Origin of the sequence: Lelliottia sp. 7254-16 (assembly GCF_002922995.1) — a bacterium.
Taxonomy (GTDB): Bacteria; Pseudomonadota; Gammaproteobacteria; order Enterobacterales; family Enterobacteriaceae; genus Enterobacter; species Enterobacter jeotgali.
This window is the reverse complement of sequence record NZ_PQVS01000008.1, coordinates 41,510-68,175: the sequence shown is the minus strand read 5'-3', so window position 1 is coordinate 68,175 and position 26,666 is coordinate 41,510. Positions and strand designations below refer to the sequence as shown.

At 56.0% G+C, this 26,666-nt stretch carries 26 protein-coding genes and 1 pseudogene; 13 read left to right on the top strand and 14 right to left on the bottom strand.

Annotated features, from left to right (window positions below):
• The first annotated feature begins 60 nt into the window (after nucleotides 1-60).
• Together cstA and C3708_RS12495 are read left to right on the top strand one after the other, a co-directional pair.
• On the top strand, nucleotides 61-2,166 hold the full coding sequence (gene cstA, locus C3708_RS12500) for a pyruvate/proton symporter CstA (protein ID WP_103949471.1): 2,106 nt from the start codon (nucleotides 61-63) through the stop codon (nucleotides 2,164-2,166).
• A gap of 103 nt (nucleotides 2,167-2,269) precedes the next feature.
• Nucleotides 2,270-2,467, top strand: coding sequence for a YbdD/YjiX family protein (locus tag C3708_RS12495; RefSeq protein ID WP_103949470.1), 198 nt, complete (start codon nucleotides 2,270-2,272; stop codon nucleotides 2,465-2,467).
• Here the strand turns inward: C3708_RS12495 and C3708_RS12490 are convergent.
• From C3708_RS12490 to C3708_RS12475, 4 genes are all read right to left on the bottom strand, one after another.
• Nucleotides 2,464-2,868: a helix-turn-helix domain-containing protein gene (locus C3708_RS12490; protein ID WP_103946703.1), complete on the bottom strand. Its 405-nt coding sequence runs from the start codon at nucleotides 2,866-2,868 to the stop codon at nucleotides 2,464-2,466. The genes C3708_RS12495 and C3708_RS12490 overlap by 4 nt on opposite strands.
• The gene (locus C3708_RS23900) at nucleotides 2,849-3,088 is read right to left on the bottom strand and encodes a type II toxin-antitoxin system RelE/ParE family toxin (RefSeq protein ID WP_103949469.1); all 240 of its coding nucleotides are present in this window, start codon (nucleotides 3,086-3,088) and stop codon (nucleotides 2,849-2,851) included. Before C3708_RS23900 ends, C3708_RS12490 begins: the two co-directional genes overlap by 20 nt.
• Nucleotides 3,089-3,335: 247 nt before the next feature.
• Nucleotides 3,336-4,079, bottom strand: a complete 744-nt coding sequence (locus C3708_RS12480; RefSeq protein ID WP_095281174.1) for an SDR family NAD(P)-dependent oxidoreductase — start codon at nucleotides 4,077-4,079, stop codon at nucleotides 3,336-3,338.
• A gap of 57 nt (nucleotides 4,080-4,136) precedes the next feature.
• Nucleotides 4,137-5,225 carry an oxidoreductase gene (locus tag C3708_RS12475; RefSeq protein ID WP_103949468.1) on the bottom strand — a complete coding sequence of 363 codons (1,089 nt, stop codon included), beginning with the start codon at nucleotides 5,223-5,225 and terminating at the stop codon, nucleotides 4,137-4,139.
• 162 nt (nucleotides 5,226-5,387) lie between these two features.
• Between C3708_RS12475 and C3708_RS12470 the strand changes: the two genes are divergently transcribed.
• From C3708_RS12470 to C3708_RS12455, 4 genes are all read left to right on the top strand, one after another.
• On the top strand, nucleotides 5,388-6,890 hold the full coding sequence (locus C3708_RS12470; RefSeq protein WP_103949467.1) for a sugar ABC transporter ATP-binding protein: 1,503 nt from the start codon (nucleotides 5,388-5,390) through the stop codon (nucleotides 6,888-6,890).
• Nucleotides 6,887-7,882: an ABC transporter permease gene (locus C3708_RS12465; RefSeq protein ID WP_102104200.1), complete on the top strand. Its 996-nt coding sequence runs from the start codon at nucleotides 6,887-6,889 to the stop codon at nucleotides 7,880-7,882. The genes C3708_RS12470 and C3708_RS12465 overlap by 4 nt, the downstream gene beginning before the upstream one ends.
• 28 nt (nucleotides 7,883-7,910) lie before the next feature.
• The gene (locus C3708_RS12460) at nucleotides 7,911-8,975 is read left to right on the top strand and encodes a sugar ABC transporter substrate-binding protein (RefSeq protein ID WP_095281178.1); all 1,065 of its coding nucleotides are present in this window, start codon (nucleotides 7,911-7,913) and stop codon (nucleotides 8,973-8,975) included.
• Nucleotides 8,976-9,058: 83 nt separating this feature from the next.
• Nucleotides 9,059-10,303 carry an LVIVD repeat-containing protein gene (locus C3708_RS12455; RefSeq protein WP_103949466.1) on the top strand — a complete coding sequence of 415 codons (1,245 nt, stop codon included), beginning with the start codon at nucleotides 9,059-9,061 and terminating at the stop codon, nucleotides 10,301-10,303.
• Nucleotides 10,304-10,361: 58 nt separating this feature from the next.
• Here C3708_RS12455 and mtnK read toward each other — a convergent pair whose 3' ends face one another.
• Entirely contained in the window at nucleotides 10,362-11,561 is a 1,200-nt protein-coding gene (gene mtnK / locus C3708_RS12450; RefSeq protein WP_103949465.1) for an S-methyl-5-thioribose kinase, read from the bottom strand.
• Between the two features lie 105 nt (nucleotides 11,562-11,666).
• On the opposite strand from mtnK, the gene mtnA reads away from it, so the two are divergent.
• On the top strand, nucleotides 11,667-12,683 hold the full coding sequence (gene mtnA, locus C3708_RS12445; protein ID WP_103949464.1) for an S-methyl-5-thioribose-1-phosphate isomerase: 1,017 nt from the start codon (nucleotides 11,667-11,669) through the stop codon (nucleotides 12,681-12,683).
• 43 nt (nucleotides 12,684-12,726) lie between these two features.
• The gene (locus tag C3708_RS12440; RefSeq protein WP_103949463.1) at nucleotides 12,727-13,203 is read left to right on the top strand and encodes an SRPBCC family protein; all 477 of its coding nucleotides are present in this window, start codon (nucleotides 12,727-12,729) and stop codon (nucleotides 13,201-13,203) included.
• A gap of 87 nt (nucleotides 13,204-13,290) precedes the next feature.
• Here C3708_RS12440 and C3708_RS12435 read toward each other — a convergent pair whose 3' ends face one another.
• From C3708_RS12435 to C3708_RS12425, 3 genes are read right to left on the bottom strand one after another with little or no spacing between them, the layout of a single operon-like run.
• A complete protein-coding gene (locus C3708_RS12435; RefSeq protein ID WP_095281183.1) occupies nucleotides 13,291-13,833 on the bottom strand; it encodes an acireductone dioxygenase in 543 nt (180 codons plus the stop codon).
• Nucleotides 13,830-14,519 carry an acireductone synthase gene (mtnC, locus tag C3708_RS12430; protein WP_103949462.1) on the bottom strand — a complete coding sequence of 230 codons (690 nt, stop codon included), beginning with the start codon at nucleotides 14,517-14,519 and terminating at the stop codon, nucleotides 13,830-13,832. The genes C3708_RS12435 and mtnC overlap by 4 nt, the downstream gene beginning before the upstream one ends.
• Nucleotides 14,516-15,130: a methylthioribulose 1-phosphate dehydratase gene (locus tag C3708_RS12425; RefSeq protein WP_103949461.1), complete on the bottom strand. Its 615-nt coding sequence runs from the start codon at nucleotides 15,128-15,130 to the stop codon at nucleotides 14,516-14,518. The genes mtnC and C3708_RS12425 overlap by 4 nt, the downstream gene beginning before the upstream one ends.
• A gap of 122 nt (nucleotides 15,131-15,252) precedes the next feature.
• Between C3708_RS12425 and C3708_RS12420 the strand changes: the two genes are divergently transcribed.
• Nucleotides 15,253-16,413, top strand: coding sequence for a pyridoxal phosphate-dependent aminotransferase (locus tag C3708_RS12420; protein WP_095281186.1), 1,161 nt, complete (start codon nucleotides 15,253-15,255; stop codon nucleotides 16,411-16,413).
• Here C3708_RS12420 and C3708_RS12415 read toward each other — a convergent pair whose 3' ends face one another.
• Complete coding sequence (locus tag C3708_RS12415) at nucleotides 16,414-17,040, bottom strand: ParB/RepB/Spo0J family partition protein (protein ID WP_095281187.1); 627 nt, start codon at nucleotides 17,038-17,040, stop codon at nucleotides 16,414-16,416.
• Nucleotides 17,025-18,248: pseudogene (locus tag C3708_RS12410) on the bottom strand (phosphoadenosine phosphosulfate reductase). Before C3708_RS12410 ends, C3708_RS12415 begins: the two are co-directional and overlap by 16 nt.
• 623 nt (nucleotides 18,249-18,871) lie before the next feature.
• Here C3708_RS12410 and ahpC point away from each other — a divergent pair.
• Nucleotides 18,872-19,435, top strand: coding sequence for an alkyl hydroperoxide reductase subunit C (ahpC, locus tag C3708_RS12405; RefSeq protein WP_095281189.1), 564 nt, complete (start codon nucleotides 18,872-18,874; stop codon nucleotides 19,433-19,435).
• A 172-nt stretch (nucleotides 19,436-19,607) separates the two neighbouring features.
• A complete protein-coding gene (ahpF, locus tag C3708_RS12400) occupies nucleotides 19,608-21,173 on the top strand; it encodes an alkyl hydroperoxide reductase subunit F (protein WP_103946695.1) in 1,566 nt (521 codons plus the stop codon).
• Nucleotides 21,174-21,241: 68 nt separating this feature from the next.
• Here the strand turns inward: ahpF and uspG are convergent, their stop codons facing one another.
• The 3 genes from uspG to rnk form a co-directional block, all read right to left on the bottom strand.
• Complete coding sequence (uspG, locus tag C3708_RS12395; protein WP_095281191.1) at nucleotides 21,242-21,670, bottom strand: universal stress protein UspG; 429 nt, start codon at nucleotides 21,668-21,670, stop codon at nucleotides 21,242-21,244.
• Between the two features lie 136 nt (nucleotides 21,671-21,806).
• Entirely contained in the window at nucleotides 21,807-21,896 is a 90-nt protein-coding gene (gene yldA, locus C3708_RS24005; RefSeq protein ID WP_276329564.1) for a small membrane protein YldA, read from the bottom strand.
• 140 nt (nucleotides 21,897-22,036) lie between these two features.
• Complete coding sequence (gene rnk, locus C3708_RS12390; protein ID WP_095281192.1) at nucleotides 22,037-22,447, bottom strand: nucleoside diphosphate kinase regulator; 411 nt, start codon at nucleotides 22,445-22,447, stop codon at nucleotides 22,037-22,039.
• A 241-nt stretch (nucleotides 22,448-22,688) separates the two neighbouring features.
• Here rnk and C3708_RS12385 point away from each other — a divergent pair, with 241 nt between their 5' ends.
• Both C3708_RS12385 and C3708_RS12380 read left to right on the top strand, forming a co-directional pair.
• Nucleotides 22,689-23,309, top strand: a complete 621-nt coding sequence (locus tag C3708_RS12385) for a flavin reductase family protein (RefSeq protein ID WP_103949460.1) — start codon at nucleotides 22,689-22,691, stop codon at nucleotides 23,307-23,309.
• 1 nt (nucleotide 23,310) lies between these two features.
• Nucleotides 23,311-24,180, top strand: a complete 870-nt coding sequence (locus C3708_RS12380; RefSeq protein WP_174348638.1) for a helix-turn-helix transcriptional regulator — start codon at nucleotides 23,311-23,313, stop codon at nucleotides 24,178-24,180.
• Here C3708_RS12380 and ptsP read toward each other — a convergent pair.
• Entirely contained in the window at nucleotides 24,170-26,665 is a 2,496-nt protein-coding gene (gene ptsP, locus C3708_RS12375; protein ID WP_103949458.1) for a phosphoenolpyruvate--protein phosphotransferase, read from the bottom strand. The genes C3708_RS12380 and ptsP overlap by 11 nt on opposite strands.
• Between the last annotated feature and the right edge of the window lies 1 nt (nucleotide 26,666).

Genomic DNA, 26,666 nt, shown 5'->3' with positions numbered 1-26,666 from the left:
AAGCCGTGATCTAGAAACAAAATGTAACATCTCACTGTTTCACGCTAACGGATATCAACTATGAACAACTCAGGGAAATACCTCATCTGGGCAGTGCTCTCCGTTGTGGGCGCATTTGCTCTGGGCTTTATCGCCCTCAATCGTGGTGAACAGATCAATGCGCTATGGATTGTCGTCGCTTCCGTCTGCATTTATCTGATCGCGTATCGTTTTTATGGTCGCTTTATTGCCGACAAAGTCCTGGCGGTGGATGCCACGCGTATGACGCCTGCGGTTCGTCATAACGACGGGCTGGACTACGTACCAACGGATAAAAAAGTGCTGTTCGGTCACCACTTTGCGGCGATCGCCGGAGCGGGGCCGTTAGTCGGGCCGGTGCTGGCCGCGCAGATGGGCTATCTGCCTGGGATGATCTGGATCCTCGCGGGCGTGGTGCTGGCCGGGGCGGTGCAGGACTTCATGGTGCTGTTTGTCTCCACCCGCCGCGACGGGCGCTCGCTCGGTGAGCTGGTGAAAGAGGAGATGGGCGCAACGGCCGGGGTGATTGCGCTGATTGCCACCTTTATGATCATGGTGATCATTCTGGCGGTGCTGGCGATGATCGTAGTGAAAGCCCTGACCCACAGCCCGTGGGGCACTTACACCGTGGCCTTTACTATCCCGCTGGCGATTTTCATGGGGATCTACATTCGCTACATCCGCCCTGGGCGCATTGGTGAAGTGTCGGTCATTGGCCTGTTCTTCCTGGTGTTCGCGATTATCTCCGGTGGCTGGGTGGCGGAAAGCCCGACCTGGGCGCCGTACTTTGACTTTACCGGCGTGCAGCTGACCTGGATGCTGGTGGGCTACGGTTTTGTCGCGGCAGTCTTGCCGGTCTGGCTGCTGCTGGCTCCACGCGATTACCTCTCTACCTTCCTGAAAATCGGCACTATCGTTGGTCTGGCGATCGGTATTCTGATTATGCGCCCGACCCTGACGATGCCTGCCCTGACCAAATTCATCGACGGTACTGGCCCGGTCTGGACCGGCAACCTGTTCCCGTTCCTGTTTATTACCATTGCCTGCGGTGCGGTGTCGGGCTTCCACGCGCTGATTGCTTCCGGGACTACGCCCAAAATGCTGGCCAATGAAAATCAGGCCTGCCTGATTGGCTACGGCGGCATGCTGATGGAGTCTTTCGTGGCGATCATGGCGCTGGTCTCGGCCTGCATCATCGATCCGGGCGTGTACTTTGCGATGAACAGCCCGATGGCGGTGCTGGCTCCGGCGGGTACTGTTGATGTGGTGGCCTCTGCGGCGCAGGTGGTGAGCGGCTGGGGCTTCGCGATTACCCCGGAAACCCTGACCCACATTGCGAACGAAGTGGGCGAGCAGTCGATCATCTCCCGTGCGGGCGGTGCGCCAACGCTGGCGGTAGGGATGGCGTACATCCTGCACGGCGCGCTCGGCGGGCTGATGGATGTGTCGTTCTGGTATCACTTTGCGATTCTGTTTGAAGCGCTGTTTATCCTGACGGCGGTGGATGCCGGGACGCGTGCGGCGCGCTTTATGCTGCAAGATCTGCTGGGGGTGATTTCACCGAACCTCAAGCGCACCGATTCGCTGCCTGCCAACCTATTGGCGACGGCGCTGTGCGTGCTGGCGTGGGGCTATTTCCTGCATCAGGGCGTGGTGGACCCGCTGGGTGGGATCAATACCCTGTGGCCGCTGTTTGGTATCGCTAACCAGATGCTGGCGGGAATGGCGCTGATGCTTTGCGCGGTGGTGCTGTTTAAAATGAAGCGCCAACGTTATGCGTGGGTAGCACTGGTGCCAACGGCGTGGCTGCTGATCTGTACGCTCACCGCGGGCTGGCAGAAAGCGTTTAGTCCGGACAACAAAGTCGGCTTCCTTGCGATTGCCAATAAGTTCCAGGCGATGATCGACAGCGGTAAGATCCCGGCGCAGTACACCGAGTCGCAGCTGTCACAACTGGTATTTAACAACCGTCTGGATGCCGGGTTGACCGTCTTCTTTATGGTGGTGGTTGTGGTGCTGGCGTTGTACTCTCTGAAGACCGCCCTGGCGGCGCTGAAAGAAGACAAGCCGACTGCGAAAGAGACCCCGTACGAGCCGATGCCGCAAAATCTGGAAGAGATTGTGACGCAGGCGAAAGGGGCGCATTAACAAAACCATGCCGGGTGGCGCTAGCGCTTACCCGGCCTACGCTTCTTATCCCCCTCTCCCTTTGGGAGAGGGCTGCGGTGAGGGGACAACACGAGAATCAACCATGTTCGATACCTTATCCAAAGCAGGAAAATACCTCGGCCAGGCGGCCAAAATGATGATCGGTGTTCCGGATTACGACAACTATGTCGAACACATGCGCGTCACCCATCCAGACCAGACGCCGATGACTTACGAGGCGTTTTTCCGCGATCGTCAGGACGCCCGTTACGGCAGAAAAGGTGGGCCGAAGTGCTGTTAACCCTCTTTTGGGAGATAAAGGCTAATTTGTTCCTGGGTGCAGCCGTAAATGGCGGCCAGTTTTTCACGGGTACGTTTTTGCGGGCGGGAGTCCAGCGCTTCGAGCTGGGAAACGGCGGACTGGCTGATGCCCAGTTTGTCGGCCACTTCCTGTTGGGATAAGCCGCGCAGGATACGCCATGCAGCCTGCAGACTGACGTTTTCGTGATGCATGACGTCGCAAACGTCACCCGGCAAGATGACATTATCGTAGATATCATGTTCGCACTCGATATCTTCTAAATCCGCATCCGTCTCATCATCAAGTTCAGACAACTGAAGACACATACGAAAGTATTCGTTATAGGGGATAACCACGAACTGGGTTGTTCCTTCGTCATCCTTAATTAGTTGAACAGCCATACGGCATAATCTCCTCATGCAGATAAGTGGTTGAGGTTCTTCGCTTAACGGAGATGACCAGGCACTCGTCGCACGCTTCGCCTCTCATGGTGAAAATAATCCTGTAATTGCCCACCCTCAGGCGGTAGTGATTTTCCGATATCGTGAGTTTTCTTATGTCCGGACGTGGGGCCGATCGATCGTTGAATTCAGAGAACTTACGAAGAATGCGTTCCTTCATATGAGGCTCAACTCTGGCTAACTCCCTTTCCGCGCTTTTTGACCAACAGATCGATTTAATTCTACGCACTCTACACCCCCACACTTTATAAGGAAATAATAAGGCTATTAGACAAATTCCTAATTTCTTATGCGGCACTGTAGAGCTCAGGATTTCACAGCGAAAGAGGCAAAACGAAGGGTGTCGAGGCGGCTCGAAAGCGCCTCTGTCAGGCGACAGAGGCGTGCAAAAAATGTGGAAGCAGGCTTCAGGCGTTTAAGCCGCCGTCCACGTCCAGACCGGTGCCAGAGATTTGCCCGGCGGCAGGGCTTGCGAGGAAGGTCACCGCCGCCGCGATATCTTCCGGCTGGCCGTAATGACCGGTGGCAATCAGCTGGCGCTGGGAGTCGGCCTGCTCGCCATCTTCCGGGTTCATGTCGCTGTTGGTTGGGCCGGGATGGACCAGATTAACGGTGATCCCGCGCGGCCCCAGATCGCGGGCCAGACCTCTGGTGAGAGAGTTAAGGGCAGATTTGGTCATCGAGTAGACGGAGATTCCGGGCTGGGCGACGCGGTTGGCGAGACAGCTGCCAATGTTAATGATGCGCCCGCCGTCAGACAGATGGACTAATGCAGCCTGGGTAGCGATGACCACACCGCGGATGTTGACGTTGATCAGGGCATCGATGTCCGCCAGCGTCATGGACTCCAGCGGGCCGCCGCGCGCAATCCCGGCGTTATTGACCAGAATATCCAGCCCGCCCAATGTTCGCGCGGCCTGCGTCACGGCATCCTGAATGGCCTGTGCGCTGGCGCTGTCGGCCTGAATCGCCTCGCTGTGACGCCCAAGTGCGGCTATCTCATCGGCGACGGCCTGGGCTTTATCAGCGGATTTTTCATACGTAATAACCACGTCAGCCCCCGCCTGGGCCAACGACAGCGCGATGGCACGCCCCAAACCACGACTGGCGCCGGTAACCAGCGCCTTCTTACCCGTTAAATCAATCTGCATGATGACCTCGTTGCGAGAGTGGTGAGAATCATCATTAGGTATAGACGGTCGAGGCGATTAACGGCTGAAGTTTTCCACCTTCACCAGCGCAGCGTAAAGCGTCTCTGGCGTGAGGGTGACCGGGAGGAAGTGAATCGACTCCACCGGGCGCAGCGTATGGGCGATCACCCTGTCCAGCTCAGCGCGATTAGTGATATCCACGTCAAGTTCACGAAGCGTAGTTGGCAGATGAAAACGCTGATATGCGGCAATTAACTGCGCAAGAACATCGTCCTGACCGAGCAGGGCGCTTTGCACCAGAATGCCGTAAGCGACTTTGGTGCCGTGCAGGAATTTCTCAGTCTGTGGCAGCACCGTTAACCCGTTGTGCACCGCATGCGCCGCCGCCACGCGGGTGTAGCGCTCACCCAGCCCGCCGACCATTCCGCCACCGGCGATAATGGCGTCGACCACATCGCGAAACGCCTGAGTTTGTTCGCCACGATCCTGATCCGCCAGCGCCTGTTCGCTGCTCTCCAGCAATACGTCGCGGATCGCCAGTGCGCCGTTGATGCCGAGCCGCACCGTCAGAGACAGTTCTTCCGGTTTCGGCGCCAGCACCACCGCTTCGTACCATTTCGCCAGCGTATCGCCGATGCCCGCCAGCAGATATTCCGCCGGGGCGTTGAGGATAATTTGCGGCTCGACCAGCACCAGGAAATTGGCGTCATCGAAAATCTCAAACTGTAATGCCTGACCGGCGTCGTTGTACCACACGGACAGCGGCGTCCACGCTGCGCAGGTGGCAGCGATGGTTGGAATACCGACGAACGGTGCACCGAGTCGACGCGCCACCGCTTTGACGGTGTCGAGCACCGCGCCGCCGCCAACGCCGATCACCACGCTAATGTCCGAACCCGATTCATTCACCAGATGCGTGACATCGCGCTCGCTGCAGTGGCCTTTAAACAGCAGATGCTTCGCGCCAGGCGCGTTGAAGCTTTCAGGCAGAAAAGGGCGTGCGCCTTCGATGGCGCGTTCGCCGTAAATCCACACCGCGCGGGAAAGCTGTTCCGGGGTGAAAAAATCACTCAGACGCGCGAGGCTGCCCGAGTGCGAAAAATAGTTTGCCGGGCCGGGTACGACGCGAATATCTGTGTTGCTCATAAGGGTGTCCTTTTTGCGAAGCGCTAACCTGATGTTATGTCTGGACATCCGGATGGCTAATAATATTTCGCTTTATCTTATGCCTTTTCACTCATTGCCAGTCAACCCCAGCTGTGAAAAATTCAATAAATCAAAATATTAAATGAGAAGGAATGACAGCGGATGGGTTCCAGTCGCCTTGAGATGCGTGGTATCAGCCTGGCCTTTTCGGGGTTTCAGGCACTGTCGCGCGTAGATTTCACGCTTACGGGCGGTTCCGTCCATGCGCTGACGGGGGCAAACGGGGCCGGAAAGTCGACGCTGATGGCGGTGCTGTGCGGCACGCATGACCATTACGAGGGTGAAATCAGCATTAACAATCAGCCGGTGGGTATCCGCGAACCGCTGGATGCCAAACTGCTGGGTATTCATCTGGTGCAGCAGGAAGTCGATGTGGCGCTGATTCCTGGCTTAAGCATCGCCGAAAACATCATGCTCGATAATCTGGCGCAGCCGGGTCATCGCTATCGCTGGCGTGCGATTCGCGAACAGGCGCAGCAGGCCCTGGCGCAGCTGGATATTTCCCTCAACGTTCGTCGTTCCATCGACAGCTGCACTCTCGCCGAAAAGCAGCAAATTCTGCTGGCGCGGGCCCTGTCGCACCACTGCCGTTTTCTGATTCTGGATGAACCCACCGCGCCGCTGGATGCCCACGAAAGCGAGCGCCTGTTTGCGGTCGTCAAGCGCCTGCAACAGCAGGGGATCGGCGTGGTGTTTATCTCGCACCGCATTCATGAGCTGAAAGCGATTTGCGACACCTTAACGGTGCTGCGCGACGGTAAGCTGATTGAGTCCGGTCCGATGGCAGCGCTTTCTGGTGAAGCCATCGTCGAGAAGATGCTCGGCCACGAGCTGAGCGATATCTACCCGCCTGCACGCCCAAAGCACAGCGACGAAACCCTGCTGCGCGTGGAAGGGCTGCACGATGAAACGCTGCTGAAAGATATCTCCCTGCACCTGCACAAAGGCGAAATTCTCGGTATCGCTGGGCTAGCCGGGGCCGGGAAAACGGAACTGTGCAAGGCGCTGTTTGGCGCGTCGAAAAGCCGTGTGGACAGCGGAGAACTGAATCATCAGGCATGGAAACCGCGTGACCCGGCAGATTCAGTGATGCGCGGGCTGGCACTGGTGCCGGAAGAGCGGCGCAAAGAGGGCATTTTTATCGACGAACCGGTGAGCATGAACCTTGCGGTGAGTGCGGATAACAGCTTCTCGCGCTGGAGCCTGTTTGGCCATCGTCAGGCGTGGCGCTGGGCCGAGGAAGTGATCGCTCGCGTTGGCGTGCGGGCGCGCGGGCCGGGGCAGGTTCTGCGTCGTTTGTCGGGCGGGAATCAGCAGAAAGTGGCAATTGGCAAATGGCTGCGTGGCAACGCCAGCGTGCTGATTTTCGATGAGCCGACCAAAGGCGTGGACGTGAAAGCCAAAACCGATCTGTTCCAGCTGATCGACGGTCTGGCGCGTGAAGGCAAAGGGGTGATTTACGCCTCCGGCGAGTTTGCCGAGCTGGTGGGATTGTGCGACCGCATCTGCGTGCTGTGGGACGGCAAGATCGTGGCAGAAATCGCCGGGGCCGAGGCCCGCGAAGAGACATTACTTTATTATTCAACCGGAGGTACGGCGTCGTGAGCAAGGCCCTTTCAGTGAATGCGACGGCGTCGGGCCGTCAGCAGTTTTTCGATTTTCTCTACAAATGGGGCATGTTGCTGACCGTGGTCGCGCTGGTGGCGATTTTTGGTATCGCGTCGGACAACTTCCTCGATCCGTTCAACATCATCAACATTTTGCGTTCCATCGCCATCGTGACGGTGATTGCGATTGGGGTGTCGATTTCCCTGACCGTCGGCGGGTTTGATCTCTCCGTCGGTTCGACGGCGTCGCTGGCAAATGCGCTGGTGATTTCGCTGTTCGTCTGGCATGGCTTTGGGACGACCGAGTCGATTCTGATCACCCTCGCGCTCTGTACGCTGGTCGGGCTGTTTAACGCCTTTCTGATTGTCATCCTGCGCATTCCGGACATGCTGGCGACGCTCGCCAGTCTGTTTGTGATTCAGGGCGTGGCGATGACCTACAGCTACGGTGGCTCCATTACCGAAAACATGGTGCTGCCGAGCGGCGACATGGCGGAAGGGACCATTCCAGCGGCGTTTGGCCTGCTCGGCCAGGTGCCGACGATTGTGATTATCATGCTGGTGGTGACGGTGCTGGCACAGTTGGGACTGTCGCTGACCACGCACGGGCGGCGCATGTACGCCATCGGCGGCAATCCTGAAGCGGCGCGGTTGTCCGGCATTCGCACCACGCGTTACAAAGTGGCGGCGTATGTGATTGCTTCTTTGCTGGCCGGGTTAGGCGGAATTTTGCTGGCGTCACGCATTGGATCGTCACAGGTGAATGCGGGCGGTGGGTATCTGATGGACGCGGTGGCCGCGGCGTGGATTGGTTTTTCGCTGGCGGGTTCCGGCAAGCCAAATGCGCTGGGGACGCTGGTCGGGGCGGTGATTTTAGGCGTGCTCTCCAACGGGCTGGTGATGCTCTCGGTGCCGTATTACGCGATGGACATTATAAAAGGGCTGGTGCTGGCAGTGGCGCTGGCGATTACCTACATACAAAAACGTTAAAAACTTAACAACACAACGGGATAACAAAATGAAAAAAATAGCACTCTCTTTGGTGGCGCTGGGATTACTGACGGCATTGCCTGGCTACGCTGCGACGCCTGCGCCGGTTCCGGCGGCGATTGCTAACCACGAAGGCCCGATTCGCATTGCGGTGATTCGTAACCTCGGTTCTGATGACAACACCACCCAGTTTGTCTCGGGCGCGATTCAGGAAGGGAAAAAGCTCGGCTTTAAAGTCAGCACCTTCTTAAGCAACGGCGACGACGCCAAATTCCAGGATTTCGTTAACCAGGCCATCAGCCAGAAATATGACGGAATCATCCTTTCTCAGGGCCGCGATCCGTACTCCACGGCGCTGGTGAAAAAAGCCGTCGATGCCGGGATCAAAGTGGCGGTGTTCGATACCGCCGTCAACGGTGAAATTCCGGGCGTGACCGTCACCCAGCAGGACGACGCCTCTCTGACCAACCTGTCGTTCGGCCAGCTGGCGAAAGATTTCAACGGCAAAGCCAACATCATCAAGCTGTGGGTTGCGGGCTTCCCACCGATGGAGCGTCGCCAGGCGGCGTATCAGGAGCTGCAAAAGCAGTATCCTGGCATCAAAGAGCTGGAGTCGATTGGCGCGGTGTCATCTGACGTGCAGGGCGATACGGCGAACAAAGTCGGCGCAGTGCTGGCGAAATACCCGAAAGGCCAGATTGACGCGATCTGGGGAACCTGGGATGCCTTCAGCCAGGGCGCTTATAAGGCGCTGAAAGAGAACGGTCGCACCGAGATCAAACTCTACAGCATTGATATTTCCAACCAGGATTTGCAGCTGATGCGCGAATCCGGCAGCCCGTGGAAAGTGAGCGTGGCGGTTGATCCGAAGCTGATTGGCGCGACTAACGTGCGTCTGATCGCCAATAAGATCGCGGGCGAAACCACGCCTGCGACCTACGACTTTAAAGCAGCAGCCATTCCACAGGCGTTGCTGGCGGCCCAGCCGGGCGCGGTCAACGTGGCGTCGCTCGGGAAAATCATTCCGGGCTGGGGCCAGACCGAAGATTTTATCGCGCCGTGGTTTGCGACGCTCGAAGCCAAGAGCAAATAACATTGCCTAATGGGGAGTGCGGCCTGTTGCCCTCACCCCCAACCCTCTCCCACAGGGAGAGGGGGAAATGACCGGGAACAAATATGACAACGGAATTACCTCGCCCCGACTACACCCGCAATATGCGGCTGATTGGTCACAGCGATCAGGGCGGTCGCCCGGACGGCGTGCAGCTGATGGTGCATCGTGGTTTTGCCTATATCGGCCATATGGTGTCGCAGGGCTTTTCCATCGTCGACGTGCGCGACCCGAAAAATCCAAAAGCGGCGGGCTATGTGCCTGCGCCGCCGGGTACCTGGAATGTGCATCTCCAGGCGCATGACGATCTGCTGTTGGTGATCAATGCCCGCGATCTGTTTGCCGACGCCCGTTTTGCCGACGAAAAGGTCTACTACACCCGCCAGGTGGGGCACACCGTCAGCGACGTGCAGGACAAAGGCTGGAGCGCGGGGCTGCGGATTTTTGATATCTCCACGCCGGACAAACCGCGTGAAATCAGCTTCCTGTCCCTCGACGGGATCGGTATTCACCGCATCTGGTACGTCGGTGGGCGCTGGGCCTATGTCTCGGCGCTGATCGACGGTTTTACCGACTACATTTTCCTGACCATCGATCTGGCCGATCCGCGCAAACCGGAAGTGGCGGGCCGCTGGTGGTTACCGGGGATGAATCAGGCGGCAGGCGAACAACCGACATGGCCGGAAGGCAAACGCTACGCCCTGCACCATGCGATTATCGCGGGCGATACCGCCTACGGCAGTTGGCGCGACGGCGGTTTGACCCTGCTCGATGTGAAAGACAGAACGCAGCCGAAGCTGATTAGCCATCGCAACTGGAGCCCGCCGTTTGGCGGCGGAACGCACACCGCGCTGCCGCTGCCGGACCGGGATCTGCTGGTGGTGCTGGATGAAGCGGTGCTTGATAATCAGGAAGACGGTGAAAAGCTGATCTGGCTGTTCGACATCCGTGAGCCGTCGAACCCGGTCAGTATTTCGACCTTCCCGCAGCCCGATGAAACGGACTATGTGGCAAAAGGGGCGCACTTTGGGCCGCACAATTTGCACGAAAACCGGCCAGGGAGTTTTATCAGCTCTACGCTGATTTTCGCGACCTACCAGAATGCGGGCGTGCGCGCGTACGATATTTCGAACCCGTACCGCCCGGTGGAAAGCGGTGCGCTGGTGCCCGCCGCGCCGGCAAAAATGATGGACACACGCCCGAATCGCCCGCAGGTGATTCAGTCATGCGATGTGTTCGTGGACGCGCAGGGGATTATTTACAGCACCGATTACAACGGTGGGTTGTCGGTGATTGAGTATTTGGGATAGGTGCATTAATCTCCCTCTCCCTGTGGGAGAGGGTTGGGGTGAGGGCAACAAACCGCACTCAACTATACTGACGCACCCGTGCCACTAACTCCTCGGCGCTGTCGATACGGTCGGCAATCACAATCAACGCTTTACCGAGGGTAATGGCATGGCGCAGGCATTCGTGGCGCATTGCCTCGTCGGCGATGGTGTCGATATCCGCCACGTGCGACAGCCCTACACTGCGGCGGATCAGCTCCGTACCGCAAAAACCAATCGCATCGGTCCAGACTTTTTTCAGAAACTCAGAGGCATAGCCCGGCGCGCTCAGGGCCGCATCTCGGGTCTTCTCGCGCGCCAGCGCCTGGAAGCGTTCTGCGAAAGTGTTCCACAGCTCCTGAATATCCGTCAGACGTTGCTCGCGGGCGGCAGCCGCATCACGAATGCCCAGATGGCCCGGCAGACCGCAGAAGTTCAGCAACAGATTGCCGATGGCGGTACCGATATCGAACCCAATTGGGCCGTAATAGCCGAACTCGGCGTCAATCGCCTTCAGGCTGCCGTCAGCAACAAAAATTGAGCCGCTGTGAATGTCGCCGTGCAGCAGGGCTTCGGCCTGCGAGAAGAAGCGGTGCTTGAGCGACGCGACAGCGACTTTTAGTCGATCGTCATTTCGCAGGGCGGCTACGTCTGCTTCCAGCTCAGCCGGATAGTTATTGCGCTCGTGGATCTGGTACGGATCGTTGAAAAACAGATCTTCAGTGATCTCGCACATCTCCGGGTTAATGTACTTCGCCACCTGCGCTTTTTTAGCGTGCGGGTGCAGGTAAAAATCGCTGGTGTGGAACAGGGTGTGGGCCAGATATTCCCCCAGCTGACGTGAAGCCTGTGGGTAATACGCCCCGCTAATCAGCTCGCCGCGCCAGATTTTATGGCTGGAGAGATCTTCCATCACCATCACCGCCAGCTCCGGGTCAAAGTGGTGGATTTTGACCGTATGCTGCGGGCTGTGCTGATAGTGCTCGACCAGGGTCTGCGCTTCAAGACGGGCGCGATCCAGCGTCAGCGGCCAGGACTCGCCGACGCAGCGCACATAGGGCAGCGCCTGTTTGACGATGATGCGGCTCACGCCCTCGGCATCAAAAATTTTAAACACCAGATTGAGGTTGCCGTCGCCCACTTCCTGCGCCTCCACCAGCGATGATGGGTTATCGAGGCCGCCAAACTGCTTTGCATATTCCACGGCATCCTGGGCGGTAAAGGTACGGTATTGCGACATTGCCTGTTCCTCATCAGTTCTGGTAATAAAGACATTTAGACGTCTATACATCTGAATTTTATCCTGACACAATGTGATACAACAACGCAACAGAGAATTAACGACATGCAGAAATTACAGACGACCAGCCTGCGGGTGGCGGATAATCAGCTATTTATTCTCGACCAACAGGCGCTTCCGCAGGAGAAACGCTGGCTGGACGCTTCAACGGTAGAGGCGCTGGTCGGCCACATTCACGCGCTCAGAGTGCGCGGCGCGCCGCTGATCGGGCTGTCTGCCAGTCTGTTGCTGGCACTGTTGGGCGAGTCCGGGAAAAGCCGCGATGAACTGGCTGAATCACTGGAAACCCTGCGCGCGTCACGTCCGACCGCGGTGAATTTGATGAACAATCTCGACCGCATGAAGGTGGCGCTGTGGCAGGAGGATTTTGTTCCCGCTTTGACGGCAGAAGCGCTGCGTCTGATTGAGGAAGACAAACAGCTCTGCGACGCCATCGCCCGCGCGGGGAGCGAACTGGTCAAACCGGGAAGCCGTCTGCTGACCCACTGCAACACCGGTGGCCTGGCGACGGCGGGCGTCGGCACCGCGCTGGGGGTGATTGCGATTGCGCATCAGCAGGGCAAAATCGCCAATGTCTGGGTGGATGAAACGCGTCCGCTATTGCAGGGCGGCAGGCTGACCGCCTGGGAACTGGGTGAGCTGGGCGTGCCGTATCAGCTGATCACCGATTCTATGGCCGCCAGCCTGATGGCGAAAGGGCAAGTGGATGCGGTGTGGGTCGGGGCGGATCGCATTGCCGCCAACGGCGATGTGGCGAACAAAATCGGGACTTACTCTCTGGCGGTGCTGGCGAAATTCCACGGTATTCCGTTCTACGTTGCGGCCCCGCAAACCACGCTCGATCCAAACTGTCCGAACGGTGAGGCGATCCCGATTGAGCAGCGTGCCGCCAGCGAAGTGACGGGCGTCGCCGGGAGTTTTGGCGCGGTGCAGTGGGCTCCGGAAGAGGCGAAAGTCTACAATCCGGCGTTTGACGTTACGCCTGCGGCGTTGATCAGCGGCTGGGTACTGGATACGGGCGTGGTGTGGCCGCACGAGGTGGCAGCAGGGAAATTCGCCTGAGTCCGGCTATCCTTTAAGGGCCTTCCCCGAAGAGGATCAAACCGTGACGCTCAATCCTGATACTGACTTAAAACTGGAACGCGTGGTGAATGCGCCACGCGACCTGCTGTGGCTGTGCTGGACAACGCCCGAGCACATCAAACAGTTCTTCATTCCTGTTCCCCATAAAGTGACCGAGTGTGACCTCGACCTGCGCGTAGGCGGGCGTTTTAACACGGTGTTTGAGGTGGACGGCCAACGGATGGACAACAAAGGCGTCTTTCTGGAGATCGAACCGGGTAAGAAACTGGTCTTTACCGATGGCTACACAGAAGGCTGGAAACCCGCCGAACACCCGTTCATGACCGCCATTTTGCTGCTGGAAGATGTGGGAGAAGGGCAAACGCGGTATACCGCCATTGCACGTCATCCCACGGCGGAAATCCGCGAGCGGCATGAGAAGATGGGCTTCCATGAAGGCTGGGGGATTGTGTTGGACCAGCTGGTGGTTTACGCGAACGGGTTGCCGCGGTCGCTGTAAAAAAGCCGGGTGGCGCTAGCGCTTACCCGGCCTACGGGATCGGAGATTGAATACACCGTGTGGCGTAGCCGCCACCCGACACTGTTTTTAAGCCAGGCGCGGATAGCCGTCCGCAATCTCACTCCCGGTAAACTGTGCCACCCATCCTTCGGGGTTATCGAAAATGCGGATCGCGGTAAAGTTCGGCTCAGAACCCATATCAAACCAGTGCGGCGTTCCGGCGGGGACGGAGATGAGATCGTTTTTCTCGCACAGCACCTGATAAACCTGGTCTTCGATGTGCAGACAGAACAGCCCGGCGCCCTCGACGAAGAAACGCACTTCATCTTCGCCGTGAGTATGCTCGTTGAGAAACTTGGCGCGCAGCGCCTCTTTCTGCGGGTTATCCGCGCGCAGGCTGATCACATCCCAGCTCTGATAGCCTTTCTCCGCCACCAGTTTATCGATCGCATGTTGATACGCATCGATCACCGTCTCCGGCGCAGGATCGTGGCCTAAATCGCGATCGGCTTCCCAGCGTTCAAAGCGCACGCCGCGGGCGTTGAGCTTTTCAGCGATTTCGTCCGCGTGTGTACTGTGCCACAGCGGGGTACGGGTGTCGGTGTCGGAATAAAGGGTCAATGCGCTCATGAAGGGATCTGCTCCGGATTAATCTCGTCGAATCGATGTATTTGATGGTGGTGGCTTGCGCCATCCTCATCACCGCGAATCAATTGCAGGGTACGAAAACCTGCCTGTTCAGCGGCGTCCAGCTCCTGGTGAATGTCTGAGAGGAACAGGATTTGCGACGGGGCGATGCCGGTTTGCGCGGCAATGTTGGCGTAAGATTGCACTTCGCGCTTCGCACCCACATGGGTATCAAAATATCCGCTGAACAAATGAGTAATATCACCTTCGTCGCTGTAGCCAAATAACAGTTTCTGCGCCGCCACTGAGCCAGAGGAATAAACATAGAGATCAATGTTTTGCGACTTCCATTTTTCCAGTGCAGGCAGAACATCCGGGTAGAGATGGCCGGTGAAATCACCGTTAACGTAACCGTCCTGCCAGATTATCCCTTGCAGGGCTTTTAGCGCGGTGGATTTGCGGTCTTCATCCATAAACGTAAACAACGTGTCGATAAGCGTGCTTACGCTGGCGTTCGGCTCACTGATTTCATCACGCAGGTTGTCCAGAATGGATTTCACCGGTTCGGCGTACTGCTGGGCGGTAACAAACGCCGCCAGCCGCTCGCGCGCGTAGGGGAATAACACATTGTGAACAAAACGAATATCGCTGGTGGTCCCTTCAATATCCGTCACTATCGCGCGAATCATAATCTCTCCAGTTGTCGTAAACGCATTTCGCATTCAAATAAGAATTCAAGGCCTTCAAGGTGACGGCGGGCTTCGGCCACATCGCGTCCCCAGCAGGTTAAGCCATGACCGCGCAGAAGAAAACCATAATTAAGCGGGCGTTCCTGCGCGTAATGGGCGATTCGTGAGGCGAGGGCGTCAATGTCCTGATCGTTGTCGAACACCGGAATGGTGAGCGTATCCAGATGGGTAGTCTGTCCGCTGAGGGACTTTTGCATCTCAAAACCGCTGATCGACAGTTCAGGCGTCTTCGTCAGACGCGACAGCACCGTCGCGTTGACGGTGTGAACGTGCAGCACCGCGTTGGCCTGCGGAAACAGGCGATAAATTAGCGTGTGCAGGCCCGTTTCCGCCGAGGGTTTGCGCCCGGAAGGCGCGCGGTTGGTCGCAATCTCCACTTGCAGAAAATCGTCCGTGGTCAGGCTGCCCTTGTCTTTACCGGATTCGCTAAGCCAACACAGCGCATCGTCCTGACGTACGGACATGTTACCGCCGGTTGCGGGCGCCCAGCCTTTTGCGCCAATCCAGCGGCAGGCGTCGACGAGCTGTGTGAGTTGCAGGTGGTGTGTCATTTCCTTTTACCCTCTCGGCCAGGAATATTCATATGGTATAGACGTCTAAGCGTCTTGATTGCCAAAGACTAACATCGTGTTATAGTGTCAGCAACATAAGTATTACACGCAGGCGCGATACCATGAGCAATAACCCGTTGATTCCTCAGAGCAAACTTCCTAATTTGGGTACGACTATCTTTACGCAAATGAGCGCCCTGGCTCAGCAGCACAACGCCATTAATCTTTCGCAGGGATTCCCGGATTTTGATGGGCCAGGGTATTTGCAGGAAAGGCTGGCTTACCACGTTGCGATGGGTGCGAATCAGTATGCGCCGATGACGGGCGCACTGCCGCTGCGGGAAGCGATCGCCGATAAAACGCGGGAACTGTATGGCTACAAGCCGGATGCTAACAGTGAAGTCACCGTGACGGCGGGCGCGACGGAAGCGTTGTATGCAGCGATTACCGCGCTGGTGCGTACCGGCGACGAGGTGATTTGCTTCGACCCAAGTTATGACAGCTATGCGCCAGCGATTGAACTCTCCGGCGGAGTGGTAAAACGTGTGGCGCTTCAGCCGCCGCATTTTCGCCCTGACTGGCAGGCGTTTGCCGCGTTGCTGAGCGACAAAACCCGTCTGGTAATCCTGAATACCCCGCACAATCCGTCAGCGACCGTCTGGCGCAAAGCGGATTTCGCCGCCCTGTGGCAGGCGATTGCCGAGCGTGAAATCTATGTACTGAGTGACGAAGTGTACGAACACATCTGTTTTGCCGAAGAAGGGCATGCCAGCGTGCTCGCCCATCCGCAGCTGCGTGAACGGGCGATTGCGGTGTCGTCATTTGGTAAGACCTACCATATGACCGGCTGGAAAGTGGGTTATTGCGTGGCGCCTGCCGCGATCAGCGCGGAGCTGCGCAAGGTTCATCAATATCTGACCTTTGCAGTGAATACCCCGGCGCAGTTGGCGCTGGCGGATATGCTCCGCGCCGAGCCGGAACACTATCGGGAGTTACCGGAATTTTATCGTGCGCGCCGCGATCTGTTTGTGAATGCGCTCAGCAGCAGCCGACTGGAAATTCTGCCGTGCGAAGGGACCTACTTTTTACTGGCAGATTACAGCGCGATTTCCAGTCTGGATGACGTGAGTTTTTGCCAGTGGCTGACCAAAGAGGCAGGCGTTGCCGCCATTCCATTATCAGTATTTTGCGCCGATCCGTTCCCGCACAAACTGATTCGTCTCTGTTTTGCGAAGCAGGAATCGACGCTGTTAGCGGCTGCCGAGCGCCTTAACACACTGTAGTTATTTCACGGTCCAGGCTTCTGAATAACGACGGTCTGCAAACAGTTCCAGCAGGCCGTTGATTTGCTTCAGGCGCAGCACTTCATCGCTGTCCATCCCTAGCTCCTTGCCGATCTTCTCATCGTCCCATCCCAGCAATACCAGTTCGCGGATAATCTCCGACATGGAGTTGATTTGATGGCGACCGCGTGCACGGTTATGCCGGATAGTCGACGCCATTCGGTCGAACTTTTCCTGCCGCTCTTTACGCAGACAGGTGACGGGCAAATAGCCTTTCAGCTGGCGCTTCAGCGCTGCCCGATGGGTACCAATTTCATGCCGGTGAAAGCCATCCACGATGACATAATGATGCGGGCAGTTTTCACTCACCAGGATGGGCTGCGTAAAACCATCCAGTTCCAGCGATTTGCTGAGCAGGCGTTTTTCTGGCGGTGCCACATTATTAGGGTTGTAATCGTTGGCGGTGATCTCTTCTTGTTTTACCCAAAGTACACAGTCGACAGGCTGTTCACGAAAGGGGCTGAGTTCATGAATGGCTTGACGGAAAGAGTTGATGGCGGCAATTTTCTCATCTTCAGAAAGTGATTGCAGATAATGTTTCATTTCATGAATTAATCGCTGTTGCATAAAATTCCCCACTCCTGACGTTTGTTTTTCATTCGGTCGCTGTAGCGCTGGTAATGTTTAGGTTTATTTGGGCTAAATGATAATGCACGACACCAGTAATCATTATTAAGAAGCACCTTGCAAATTCTTCGCCAGGAGGGGATGTCTTTTGAACCAATATCCCCGGTCTGCGTATCGGGAATATTGTTTTCCCCGCGCTTTTGATACCAGTGTAAATAGACCGCAATTTTGTTGCGATAATGTTCCGCCGTCTTCTCTGGCATGCTGTCGAGTAATAACATGGCGTATTCTTGCCAGCAAAGATGCTCAGGTTTAAGGATTTTACGGTGGCCGTAGAAATGGTTGTCGTGGCCTGCGTAGATTCCTCCGCTTCTGACGCCGCTGACGCGTTCGCACATCGCCGCCCAGCGCTCAGGTTCGAGCACATGGTAGAGCCATAACCCCTGGCGCTGTTCCGGGCCAAAAGGTTCGCAAATACGCATATAGCGTAACGGAACACCGGCCTGATACATCAGGTTGTACAACGGGTTATAGCAACAGCCGCTTTTGGCAAACTAGGTCCAGATATCGGCTGTTTTCCAGTCATAGATTGGATACAGATACCAGGCGTGGCCGCCCGGCGCGATGGTGGTCCACGGCTTATCGTCCGCAAAGCGCTGTTTGCGCGCATTGGCTATGCTCAGAAAGCGGTTATAGGATTCATCAGCGCGAATGCCAATCATCACGGCCGCAGGGCGTTTTTGGGCGTACCAGTCGGAAAACGCTCTGACAAAGCATTCAAAGGTCATACCCTGCTGATAAAAATCAAAGTAAAGCGGGTCGGTGATGGCATCCGCAGGCGGCTGGCGGACCCAGTCAGTGCCGGGTTCCCAGCACTGCCACTCGGGTTGAAATTGTGACAGCGAATTTTGGGTGGTGAGTGGCAAAGCAACCCAATAAAATTGGTCGATCACGTCGTGATACTGTGCGCGCATGTTTTCGATGTGAGCAATAGTGCAGGAAAATTGCGCCTCCCAGTCGATAAATAATACGCTAATTTTGCGCTTCTGCTGGCGTGCGCGTTGTGCCGTAAGATGCAACATGATAGTGGAATCTTTTCCACCCGAAAAAGAGACGCAAACTTTAGATAAGTTTTCCAGTGTCCAGTCGATTCTCTCTATTGCCGCGTCGAGGACATCATGATTAAGGGGATATTTATAGATAGACATGTTTAACCTCGATATGGCTATTCGATGCCATAATAGGCCTTTAACTTAAATTAGCTTCTGATAATAAAGCAATTCTTCATAATGTGTAAAAAGAAAATCATGAGTGATTGATAATGGCCGGGTGTGGTTAGCGTGAACGCTGATTTGAACGGACGGTATTCGCGAGTTTTTTATTTTTACGAGGGGCTGCTTGAGTCGGGGAATAATAAACTGCATGAATGTTTAAAAATAAAATATCATTATTTTGTATTTTTAATGGTTAAATAAAATCGCGCCTTGTTCGGTCAAACCTATCACAGCCATAGACACGAATGCTCCTGCGGTGGATTGCTCAATGTGCGTCCGGGTGGTGTAATCGTTTCGCTGTTACAACCTGACTCAGGTGATGTAGAGCGCAACGCAACGCCAGCGCATGCTGGCACTGAATGACCTTGTAGGGAGTTCAGGTATCTGGGCCGCCCTCTGAGGCGGCCTTTTTACTTTTGGTCCCATCCAAAACGTTCACAACGATGTCTTGTTCGGGTTGTAAGGTATGGCTGATTGATTTGATACGGCAAACGCATTAGCCGCCTCGGCCAAAGTTCGTTACCTTACATCTCAACGACAACACGGAGGAAGTACAGATGTCTTTGATTAACACCAAAATTAAACCTTTCAAAAACCAGGCGTTCAAAAACGGTGAATTCGTTGAAGTGACCGAGAAAGATACCGAAGGTCGCTGGAGCGTATTCTTCTTCTATCCGGCTGACTTTACTTTCGTTTGCCCGACCGAACTGGGCGACGTAGCGGATCATTACGACGAACTGCAGAAACTGGGCGTAGACGTTTACTCCGTTTCTACCGATACCCACTTTACTCACAAAGCGTGGCACGGCAGCTCTGAAACCATCGCCAAAATCAAATACGCGATGATCGGCGACCCGACTGGCGCCCTGACCCGTAACTTCGAAAACATGCGTGAAGATGAAGGCCTGGCAGATCGTGCAACCTTCGTTGTTGACCCGCAGGGTATTATCCAGGCGATCGAAGTTACCGCTGAAGGTATCGGCCGTGATGCATCTGACCTGCTGCGTAAAATCAAAGCTGCGCAGTACGTGGCTTCTCACCCAGGTGAAGTGTGCCCGGCTAAGTGGAAAGAAGGCGAAGCAACGCTGGCTCCATCCCTGGACCTGGTTGGTAAGATTTAAGATTTTCAGGCGCTTTGAAGCCGGATGGCGCTACGCTTATCCGGCCTACAAGACCGGTCTACAAACGGGTGCAATACGCACCCGTTTTATTCCAAACCCCATGATGCAAGCCGCATTCAGGCCGCCCGCAAGGCAGCTTGCATGATGATGTTTTTTAAGCAGGAGATTAATGATGCTCGACACCAACATGAAAACCCAGCTCAAGGCCTACCTTGAGAAACTGACCAAACCTGTTGAGTTGATTGCCACGCTGGATGACAGCGCTAAATCGGCAGAAATCAAGGAACTGCTGGCGGAAATCGCTGAACTGTCACCGAAAGTGACCTTTAAAGAAGACAATACGCTGGCGGTGCGCAAGCCGTCATTTTTGATTACCAATCCGGGTTCTGACCAGGGGCCGCGCTTTGCTGGCTCTCCGCTGGGCCATGAGTTTACTTCTCTGGTGCTGGCGCTGCTGTGGACCGGCGGACATCCGTCGAAAGAAGCGCAGTCTTTGCTTGAGCAGATAAGCCAAATCGACGGTGATTTTGAGTTCGAAACCTACTATTCGCTCTCGTGCCACAACTGTCCGGACGTGGTGCAGGCCCTGAACCTGATGTCGGTGCTTAACCCGCGCATCAAACACACGGCCATCGACGGCGGCGTATTCCAGAATGAAATCACCGATCGCAACGTGATGGGCGTTCCGGCGGTTTATGTGAACGGTAAAGAGTTCGGCCAGGGGCGAATGACGCTGACCGAAATCGTAGCCAAAATCGATACCGGCGCGGAGAAACGTGCGGCAGATGAGCTGAACAAACGTGACGTGTACGACGTGCTGATTGTCGGCTCCGGCCCGGCGGGTGCGGCAGCGGCGGTTTACTCGGCGCGTAAAGGGATTCGTACTGGCCTGATGGGCGAGCGTTTTGGTGGCCAGGTGCTCGACACCGTGGATATCGAAAACTACATCTCCGTGCCAAAAACCGAAGGTCAAAAACTGGCGGGCGCACTGAAAGCGCACGTTAGCGATTATGAAGTGGACGTGATCGACAGCCAGAGTGCCAGCAAACTGGTTCCGGCGGCGCAGGAAGGTGGCTTACATCAGATTGAAACCGCCTCCGGCGCGGTGCTGAAAGCGCGCAGCGTGATCATTGCCACCGGCGCGAAATGGCGCAACATGAACGTGCCGGGTGAAGATCAGTATCGCACCAAAGGCGTGACCTACTGCCCGCACTGCGATGGCCCGCTGTTTAAAGGTAAGCGCGTCGCAGTGATCGGCGGTGGTAACTCCGGCGTGGAAGCCGCCATCGATCTGGCCGGCATTGTGGAACACGTAACGCTGCTGGAATTTGCACCAGAAATGAAAGCCGACCAGGTATTGCAGGATAAAGTGCGCAGCCTGAAGAACGTCGATATCGTGCTGAACGCACAGACGACGGAAGTGAAAGGCGATGGCACTAAAGTGACCGGCCTGGAATACCGCGACCGCGTGAGCGGTGACGTTCACAGCGTGCCGCTGTCAGGGATTTTCGTGCAGATTGGTCTGTTGCCAAACACCACCTGGCTGGAAGGCGCCATTGAGCGCAACCGTATGGGCGAAATCATCATCGATGCCAAATGCGAAACCAGCGTGAAGGGCGTGTTTGCGGCGGGCGACTGCACCACGGTGCCGTACAAGCAGATTATCATCGCCACCGGCGAAGGGGCGAAAGCGTCATTAAGCTCATTTGATTATCTGATTCGCACCAAAACAGCATAATAAAAGAAAGTAAGGCAGCACCTGCACCAGACAAAACCCCGCGAAAGCGGGGTTTTTCTTTTGGGTGATTATCTGACAACCATCACCGGAATGTGGGTGTGGCGAATCACGCTGGAGGCGTTAGAGCCCAGCAGATGGGTGCTGATCGACGGATTGCGTGAACCGATGACCACCACGTCGGCTTTCAGTTCGTTGGCCATTTCGTTCACCGCATCGCGCACGCTGCCGAAGCGAACGTGGGTTTTGATTCTCGACGGATCGATGCTGAAGTGGCTCACCATAGTTTGTAACCGGGCTTCGGCTTCGTGCTGGAGATGCTCTTCAAAGCGGCGGACATCGGCAGCAAAGCGATGCAGGCTCAGACTGGCAGATCCAGGTAAGACGTGAAGAAGATGAATGATGCCGTCCTGTTGCGCCAGAAACTCGGCGTGGCGTACGGCCTTGTCGCTCAGTTCCATTTCAAAAACATCAACCGGCATAATGATTGTCTGGTACATACCCGTTTCTCCATGTTTATAAACGCTGAAATCATTCAAACATAAAATAATATCTGTTTCTGATAGCTGTCAGACACTTTTTCATATCGTTGCGTTTATTGACGTAGATTTGCGAACTGTGGGCGGGAATTTAAGGCTACCAGTGGCGTTCGAGGTAAAGCACGGCCGTGACGATTATCGCCAGAAAAATGAAATAGATCAGGGAGATGACCACTATCTCATTCATGTCCGTCCTTAAGGTGATGAAACGGATTAAGCCTGGATGAAGATAATTATGGCATCTATAAGAAATTAAGGTGATTTTACGGAAAGAGGATGCAGACGCATCCTCTGGGCAAAGCGGTGATGGCGCTTATTCAGATAGGATTAACGAAGGTAATCGCCAGCGGCTTCTGGCTGGTATAGCAATTCCAGCACTTCCAGATGCGCCGAGGTACCGCCGGGTAATTCCCAGTGAATAGTATCGCCAGTACGCAGGCCGAGCAGCGCGGCGCCAACTGGCGCGAGCACGGAAAGCTGGGTGCTGCTGTCAGTCATTTGCGCCGGGTAGACCAGCGTACGGGTGCGCTCTTCACCGGTGGTGAGATCGCGGAATTTTACCTGGCTGTTCATCGTCACCACGTCGTGTGGCATCGTCTCCGGGGTACACATTTGCGCCCGGTCCAGCTCGGCGTTTAGGGCATCGGCAACGGGCAGTGAAGCAAATTCTGCTTTTTCCAGAAGGCGATCGATACGTTCTGCGTCGAGCTCATTAATGATAATTGTAGGTCTGGACATTTTTACTCCATGTCGTTAATGCTGCGTATCCCGCAGAAACCAATCCAAAAGAAAACCCTCGCCGTCTGGCAGCGAGGGTTTTATCTCTCCTGATGATACTCACTGAGCACCTAACTTTGAAGTGATGAATGTCACATTCATTGCGCAGATGGCTTTTATACCGGCATGATTTCAGGGTTGCTGCTGCGCCAGGCGAGTTCGCGCGGCATAATGAGGTTCTGACTATTCACTGGAGAGCATAGTGTACTTTTATCAGCCTTCGCAGGGACATGGTTTGCCGCACGATCCCCTGAATGCCATTATCGGCCCGCGGCCAATCGGCTGGATTGCCTCACAGGATGCCGTAGGGCATACCAATCTGGCACCGTACAGTTTCTTCAACTGTTTTAATTACCGTCCGCCCATTATTGGTTTTGCCAGCAGCGGCTGGAAGGACAGCGTACGGAATATCGTCGAGACCAAAGAGTTTGTCTGGAATCTTGCCACGCGCGAACTTGCTCAGGCGATGAATGAAACCTCCGCCAGCCTTCCTCAAGGGGAAGATGAGTTTGCGTTTGCGGGGCTAACAAAAGCTGAGAGCAGGCTGGTCAAGGTGCCGCGGGTGGCAGAAAGCCCGGTGAACTTTGAGTGCCGACTGTCGCAATGCATTCAACTGACCGCCGCAGACGGAACGGCGATTGATAGCTGGCTGGTACTGGGTGAAGTCGTCGGAATTCATATTGCACAGTCGCTGCTGGAAGACGGCATTTATCAGACCGCGAAGGCCAATCCAGTGCTACGTGCGGGCGGGCCTTCGGCTTACTATTCCATAAGCGAAGACCACCGTTTTGATCTGGTGCGCCCGGATGCGCGCAGGGGGTAATATGCCTGAGCGCTCCTTACCCGCCGATCAGCAGTTTTTTGCCGACCTGTTCAGCGGTCTGGTCCTCAATCCGCAGCAGTTGGGACGTGTCTGGTTTGCGCATTGTCATGCCACGCTTCCTGCGGGTTGTTTTAGCATTGAGTGGCCACGTCTTGATGTGGTGTTGCGCGGTGAATACGGCAACCGGCTGGTTGCGGAACAAAAGGTGATCGGGCAGGGGGAGATGCTGTTTATTCCCGCCGGAGCCGCGAATATGTCGGCGTTTGAAAAACCGAACATGTTGCTGAGTATTGTCTTTGCCCCTTCATGGCTCGGTCTGGCGTTTCTCGACTCTCGCAGCGGGCAGCCCGTGTATCCACAACGAAAAATTGAATTACCGCATCCTGAACGGGGCGAATGCGCGGCGATGCTGATGGCGCTGACCCATCTGAGCGCCTCGCCGCAGGATCAGGCGATCATTCAGCCGCTGACCCTGAGCGTGTTGCACTGGTGCCGTAAAGTGGTGAGTACAAAGCCTGAGCCGGGCTTATCGCGCGGGGATTTTCTCTATCAGAGCATCTGCAACTGGGTGCAGGAAAATTATGCCGGGCCGGTCTCACGCGAGAGCGTCGCCGCGCTGTTTACCATCACTCCCAACCATCTGTCCCGCCTGTTTTCACAGCAAGGAACCATGAACTTTGTGGATTATGTGCGCTGGGTGCGGATGGCCAAAGCGCGCACGATTTTGCAAAAGTACCACCTGCCCGTGAGTGAGGTGGCGAAACGCTGCGGCTACCCCGACAGCGACTATTTTTGTCGGCTGTTTCGGCGCCAGTTTGGCCTGACGCCGGGTGAGTACCGCGCACGTTTTTCAGTTACGGTCAGAAGCTGAGTTCGGCGTTGAGCAGATCAAGGATCTGTTGGGGGGAATTGGCCGCAAACAGCGACGCGCGAAACGCTTTGTTGACCAGTTTACGCGCGAGCTGAGAGAAGACTTTGACGTGGTTGATCCCTTCCTGCGCGCCGAGCGTCAGCATGATCACCAGCTCTATTTCACCCATATCGGACTCCCAGTCGATGGGCTTTTCCAGGCGTGCGATGCTGATGCTGGAATGGCGTATCCACGCGGATTTGGTGTGCGGAATGGCCACGCCGAAACCCACTGCGGTGGTGACAATTTCTTCGCGCTGCCAAAGATCTTCTTCCAGCTCTAGCGGGTTATCTGTACGCCCCTGAATCGCCAGATTGCCGCACATGAACTGGAGCACTTGCTCTTTCGACGTGAGCGGCTCATTTACCACAATATTCTCCAGCGCCAGCAGCGGGCGCGCAGGTTCTTGCGGGGTGAATTCGGTAAGCAGTTCTTCTATTTCCTCCGCGCTGCGGCATTCGCAGGCGTTATCGGCCAATGCCTGACAGGCGAGACTTTCAAGCTGGCGTAGCTGCGTTTTCACCGGCGGGATTCGAGGGCCGCTCATGCTGAACTCATCAATGCCCAGCCCCAGCAGCAGAGGAAGATAGCGGCATTCACCGGCGAGTTCACCGCAAATACCGACCCATTTCCCGTGACGGTGGGCGGCGGTGACAATCTGGCGCACCATGCGTAAAAATGACGGCGTGATCGGGTTATACAGCGGCGACACGCGCGGGTTGTTGCGATCGACCGCATACAGATATTGGGTCATGTCATTTGAGCCGATGCTGAAAAAATCCACCTCGTCACAGAAGTGATCGATGATGAAACAGACCGAAGGCACCTCGACCATGATGCCCAGCGGCAGATGCGAGGTATGACGCAGCCCTTGCGCTTTCAGCGCCTCCTGTACGTTCCGCAACTCCTGTTTTACCCATAAAATTTGATCGAGACTGTGCACCATCGGGATCATCAACAGGGCGTTACCGCTCGCTCCTGCGCGCAAAATGGCGCGTAGCTGGGTGCGGAAAAGCTCGACAAACTCAGGGTAGATGCGCACCGCGCGGTAGCCGAGAAACGGGTTCTCTTCTTGCGGAATATTGAGCCACGGGATCTGTTTATCCCCGCCGATATCCATCGTGCGGAAAATGACCGGTTTGCCTTCGGCGGACAACAGCACTTGCTGGTAGGCCTCAAACTGTTCCTGCTCGTCCGGTGCCGCGTCGCGATCCATGTACAGCATTTCTGTGCGAAACAGTCCCACGCCCTGAGCGCCGTTGGCAAAGGCACCGGGCGCTTCCAGCGCACTGCCTATATTAGCGGCGATCGCCACCGGGACATTATCCCGCGTCACTGCGGGCAATCCGGCGTGCTTGATTTGCTGCTGATGACGTTTGTCGGCGAGGCGTTGTGCCACGCTGTAGTAGTGGCTGACGGCTTCGTCAGGTTCGACGACGAGCACGCTGCACACCCCGTCCAGAATCACCTCTTTGCCGATATCCGCCGTTAGCGACGCCACGCTAAGCCCACTCATCACCGGCACTGATGCCGCACGCGCCAGAATAAGCGTGTGGGAGGTGCGACCGGTTTTCTCGAGGATCAATCCCTGAAGCTTGCGAGTGTCGAGACTTAAAAACTGACTGGGTGTTAAATCCTCAGTCGCCAGAATGGTCGGCGTCTCCAGCGCAAAGGTGGTGGTCTGGCTCAGTTCAGGCCAGGTAATGCTCAACAACTGTTCGCTGATGTCGCGGATATCGCTGACCCGCTCACGCAGGTAGTCACTGGCGGAGAGCGAAAGCTTGTCGCAGATTTGCTCCATATTGCGAATGATGGCATTCGCCAGGCTCAGGCGTTCTTCTGCGATCAGACGACGAATATTGCCGCCAAATTCGTCGTCCTGAATAAGCGACAAATGGGCGCTGATGATGGTTTTACTTTCGCCATCCAGCCCGCGCAAGCGCTGATTGAGCTGTTCGGCGAGGGTCGCCAGACTGTGCTCCAGACGCGTGATATCTTCCGCGCTTGCCGGGTTCTGGCGATAGCGTTCGAGGTTATCGCTCTGCAGACGGCGAAGCGTGCCTGTGCCAATGCCGCTTGCCAGGGTAATGGCCTGCCGTAACTGGGGATTGAGCCGCACCAGCGAGCGGGGAAGGGGATGTGCGATATGTGGCGCATCGCCCGATGGAATGCTGTCGCTGTCGATGAACGCGACAGTGAGGTAATGCTCAAGGACGCGCCGGGCTTGTTCTTCGTCGCTGCCGCTGATTTCCAGTACGCAGCTGTCATTAAAGAGTGTGCCGGTACTGATCAGCGCCAGCGAGCTTTTGGCATCAGCGTGGGTGTTGAGGCGCTTGTTGATAAAGCGGATGTCGCTGCGCCACGCGCTGCACTGTTCTTTTAATGCCCAGGCCGGGCGAGCGTGCAGGCCGTTGGGCAGCGGGCAACAGAACTCAATCGATAACATG

Coding starts and splice junctions, on each gene's coding strand:
- cstA (WP_103949471.1), top strand. CDS start 61: ATGAACAACTCAGGGAAATACCTCATCTGGGCAGTGCTCTCCGTTGTG.
- C3708_RS12495 (WP_103949470.1), top strand. CDS start 2,270: ATGTTCGATACCTTATCCAAAGCAGGAAAATACCTCGGCCAGGCGGCC.
- C3708_RS12490 (WP_103946703.1), bottom strand. CDS start 2,868: ATGGCTGTTCAACTAATTAAGGATGACGAAGGAACAACCCAGTTCGTG.
- C3708_RS23900 (WP_103949469.1), bottom strand. CDS start 3,088: ATGAAGGAACGCATTCTTCGTAAGTTCTCTGAATTCAACGATCGATCG.
- C3708_RS12480 (WP_095281174.1), bottom strand. CDS start 4,079: ATGCAGATTGATTTAACGGGTAAGAAGGCGCTGGTTACCGGCGCCAGT.
- C3708_RS12475 (WP_103949468.1), bottom strand. CDS start 5,225: ATGAGCAACACAGATATTCGCGTCGTACCCGGCCCGGCAAACTATTTT.
- C3708_RS12470 (WP_103949467.1), top strand. CDS start 5,388: ATGGGTTCCAGTCGCCTTGAGATGCGTGGTATCAGCCTGGCCTTTTCG.
- C3708_RS12460 (WP_095281178.1), top strand. CDS start 7,911: ATGAAAAAAATAGCACTCTCTTTGGTGGCGCTGGGATTACTGACGGCA.
- C3708_RS12455 (WP_103949466.1), top strand. CDS start 9,059: ATGACAACGGAATTACCTCGCCCCGACTACACCCGCAATATGCGGCTG.
- mtnK (WP_103949465.1), bottom strand. CDS start 11,561: ATGTCGCAATACCGTACCTTTACCGCCCAGGATGCCGTGGAATATGCA.
- mtnA (WP_103949464.1), top strand. CDS start 11,667: ATGCAGAAATTACAGACGACCAGCCTGCGGGTGGCGGATAATCAGCTA.
- C3708_RS12435 (WP_095281183.1), bottom strand. CDS start 13,833: ATGAGCGCATTGACCCTTTATTCCGACACCGACACCCGTACCCCGCTG.
- mtnC (WP_103949462.1), bottom strand. CDS start 14,519: ATGATTCGCGCGATAGTGACGGATATTGAAGGGACCACCAGCGATATT.
- C3708_RS12425 (WP_103949461.1), bottom strand. CDS start 15,130: ATGACACACCACCTGCAACTCACACAGCTCGTCGACGCCTGCCGCTGG.
- C3708_RS12420 (WP_095281186.1), top strand. CDS start 15,253: ATGAGCAATAACCCGTTGATTCCTCAGAGCAAACTTCCTAATTTGGGT.
- C3708_RS12415 (WP_095281187.1), bottom strand. CDS start 17,040: ATGCAACAGCGATTAATTCATGAAATGAAACATTATCTGCAATCACTT.
- ahpC (WP_095281189.1), top strand. CDS start 18,872: ATGTCTTTGATTAACACCAAAATTAAACCTTTCAAAAACCAGGCGTTC.
- ahpF (WP_103946695.1), top strand. CDS start 19,608: ATGCTCGACACCAACATGAAAACCCAGCTCAAGGCCTACCTTGAGAAA.
- uspG (WP_095281191.1), bottom strand. CDS start 21,670: ATGTACCAGACAATCATTATGCCGGTTGATGTTTTTGAAATGGAACTG.
- yldA (WP_276329564.1), bottom strand. CDS start 21,896: ATGAATGAGATAGTGGTCATCTCCCTGATCTATTTCATTTTTCTGGCG.
- rnk (WP_095281192.1), bottom strand. CDS start 22,447: ATGTCCAGACCTACAATTATCATTAATGAGCTCGACGCAGAACGTATC.
- C3708_RS12380 (WP_174348638.1), top strand. CDS start 23,311: ATGCCTGAGCGCTCCTTACCCGCCGATCAGCAGTTTTTTGCCGACCTG.
- ptsP (WP_103949458.1), bottom strand. CDS start 26,665: ATGTTATCGATTGAGTTCTGTTGCCCGCTGCCCAACGGCCTGCACGCT.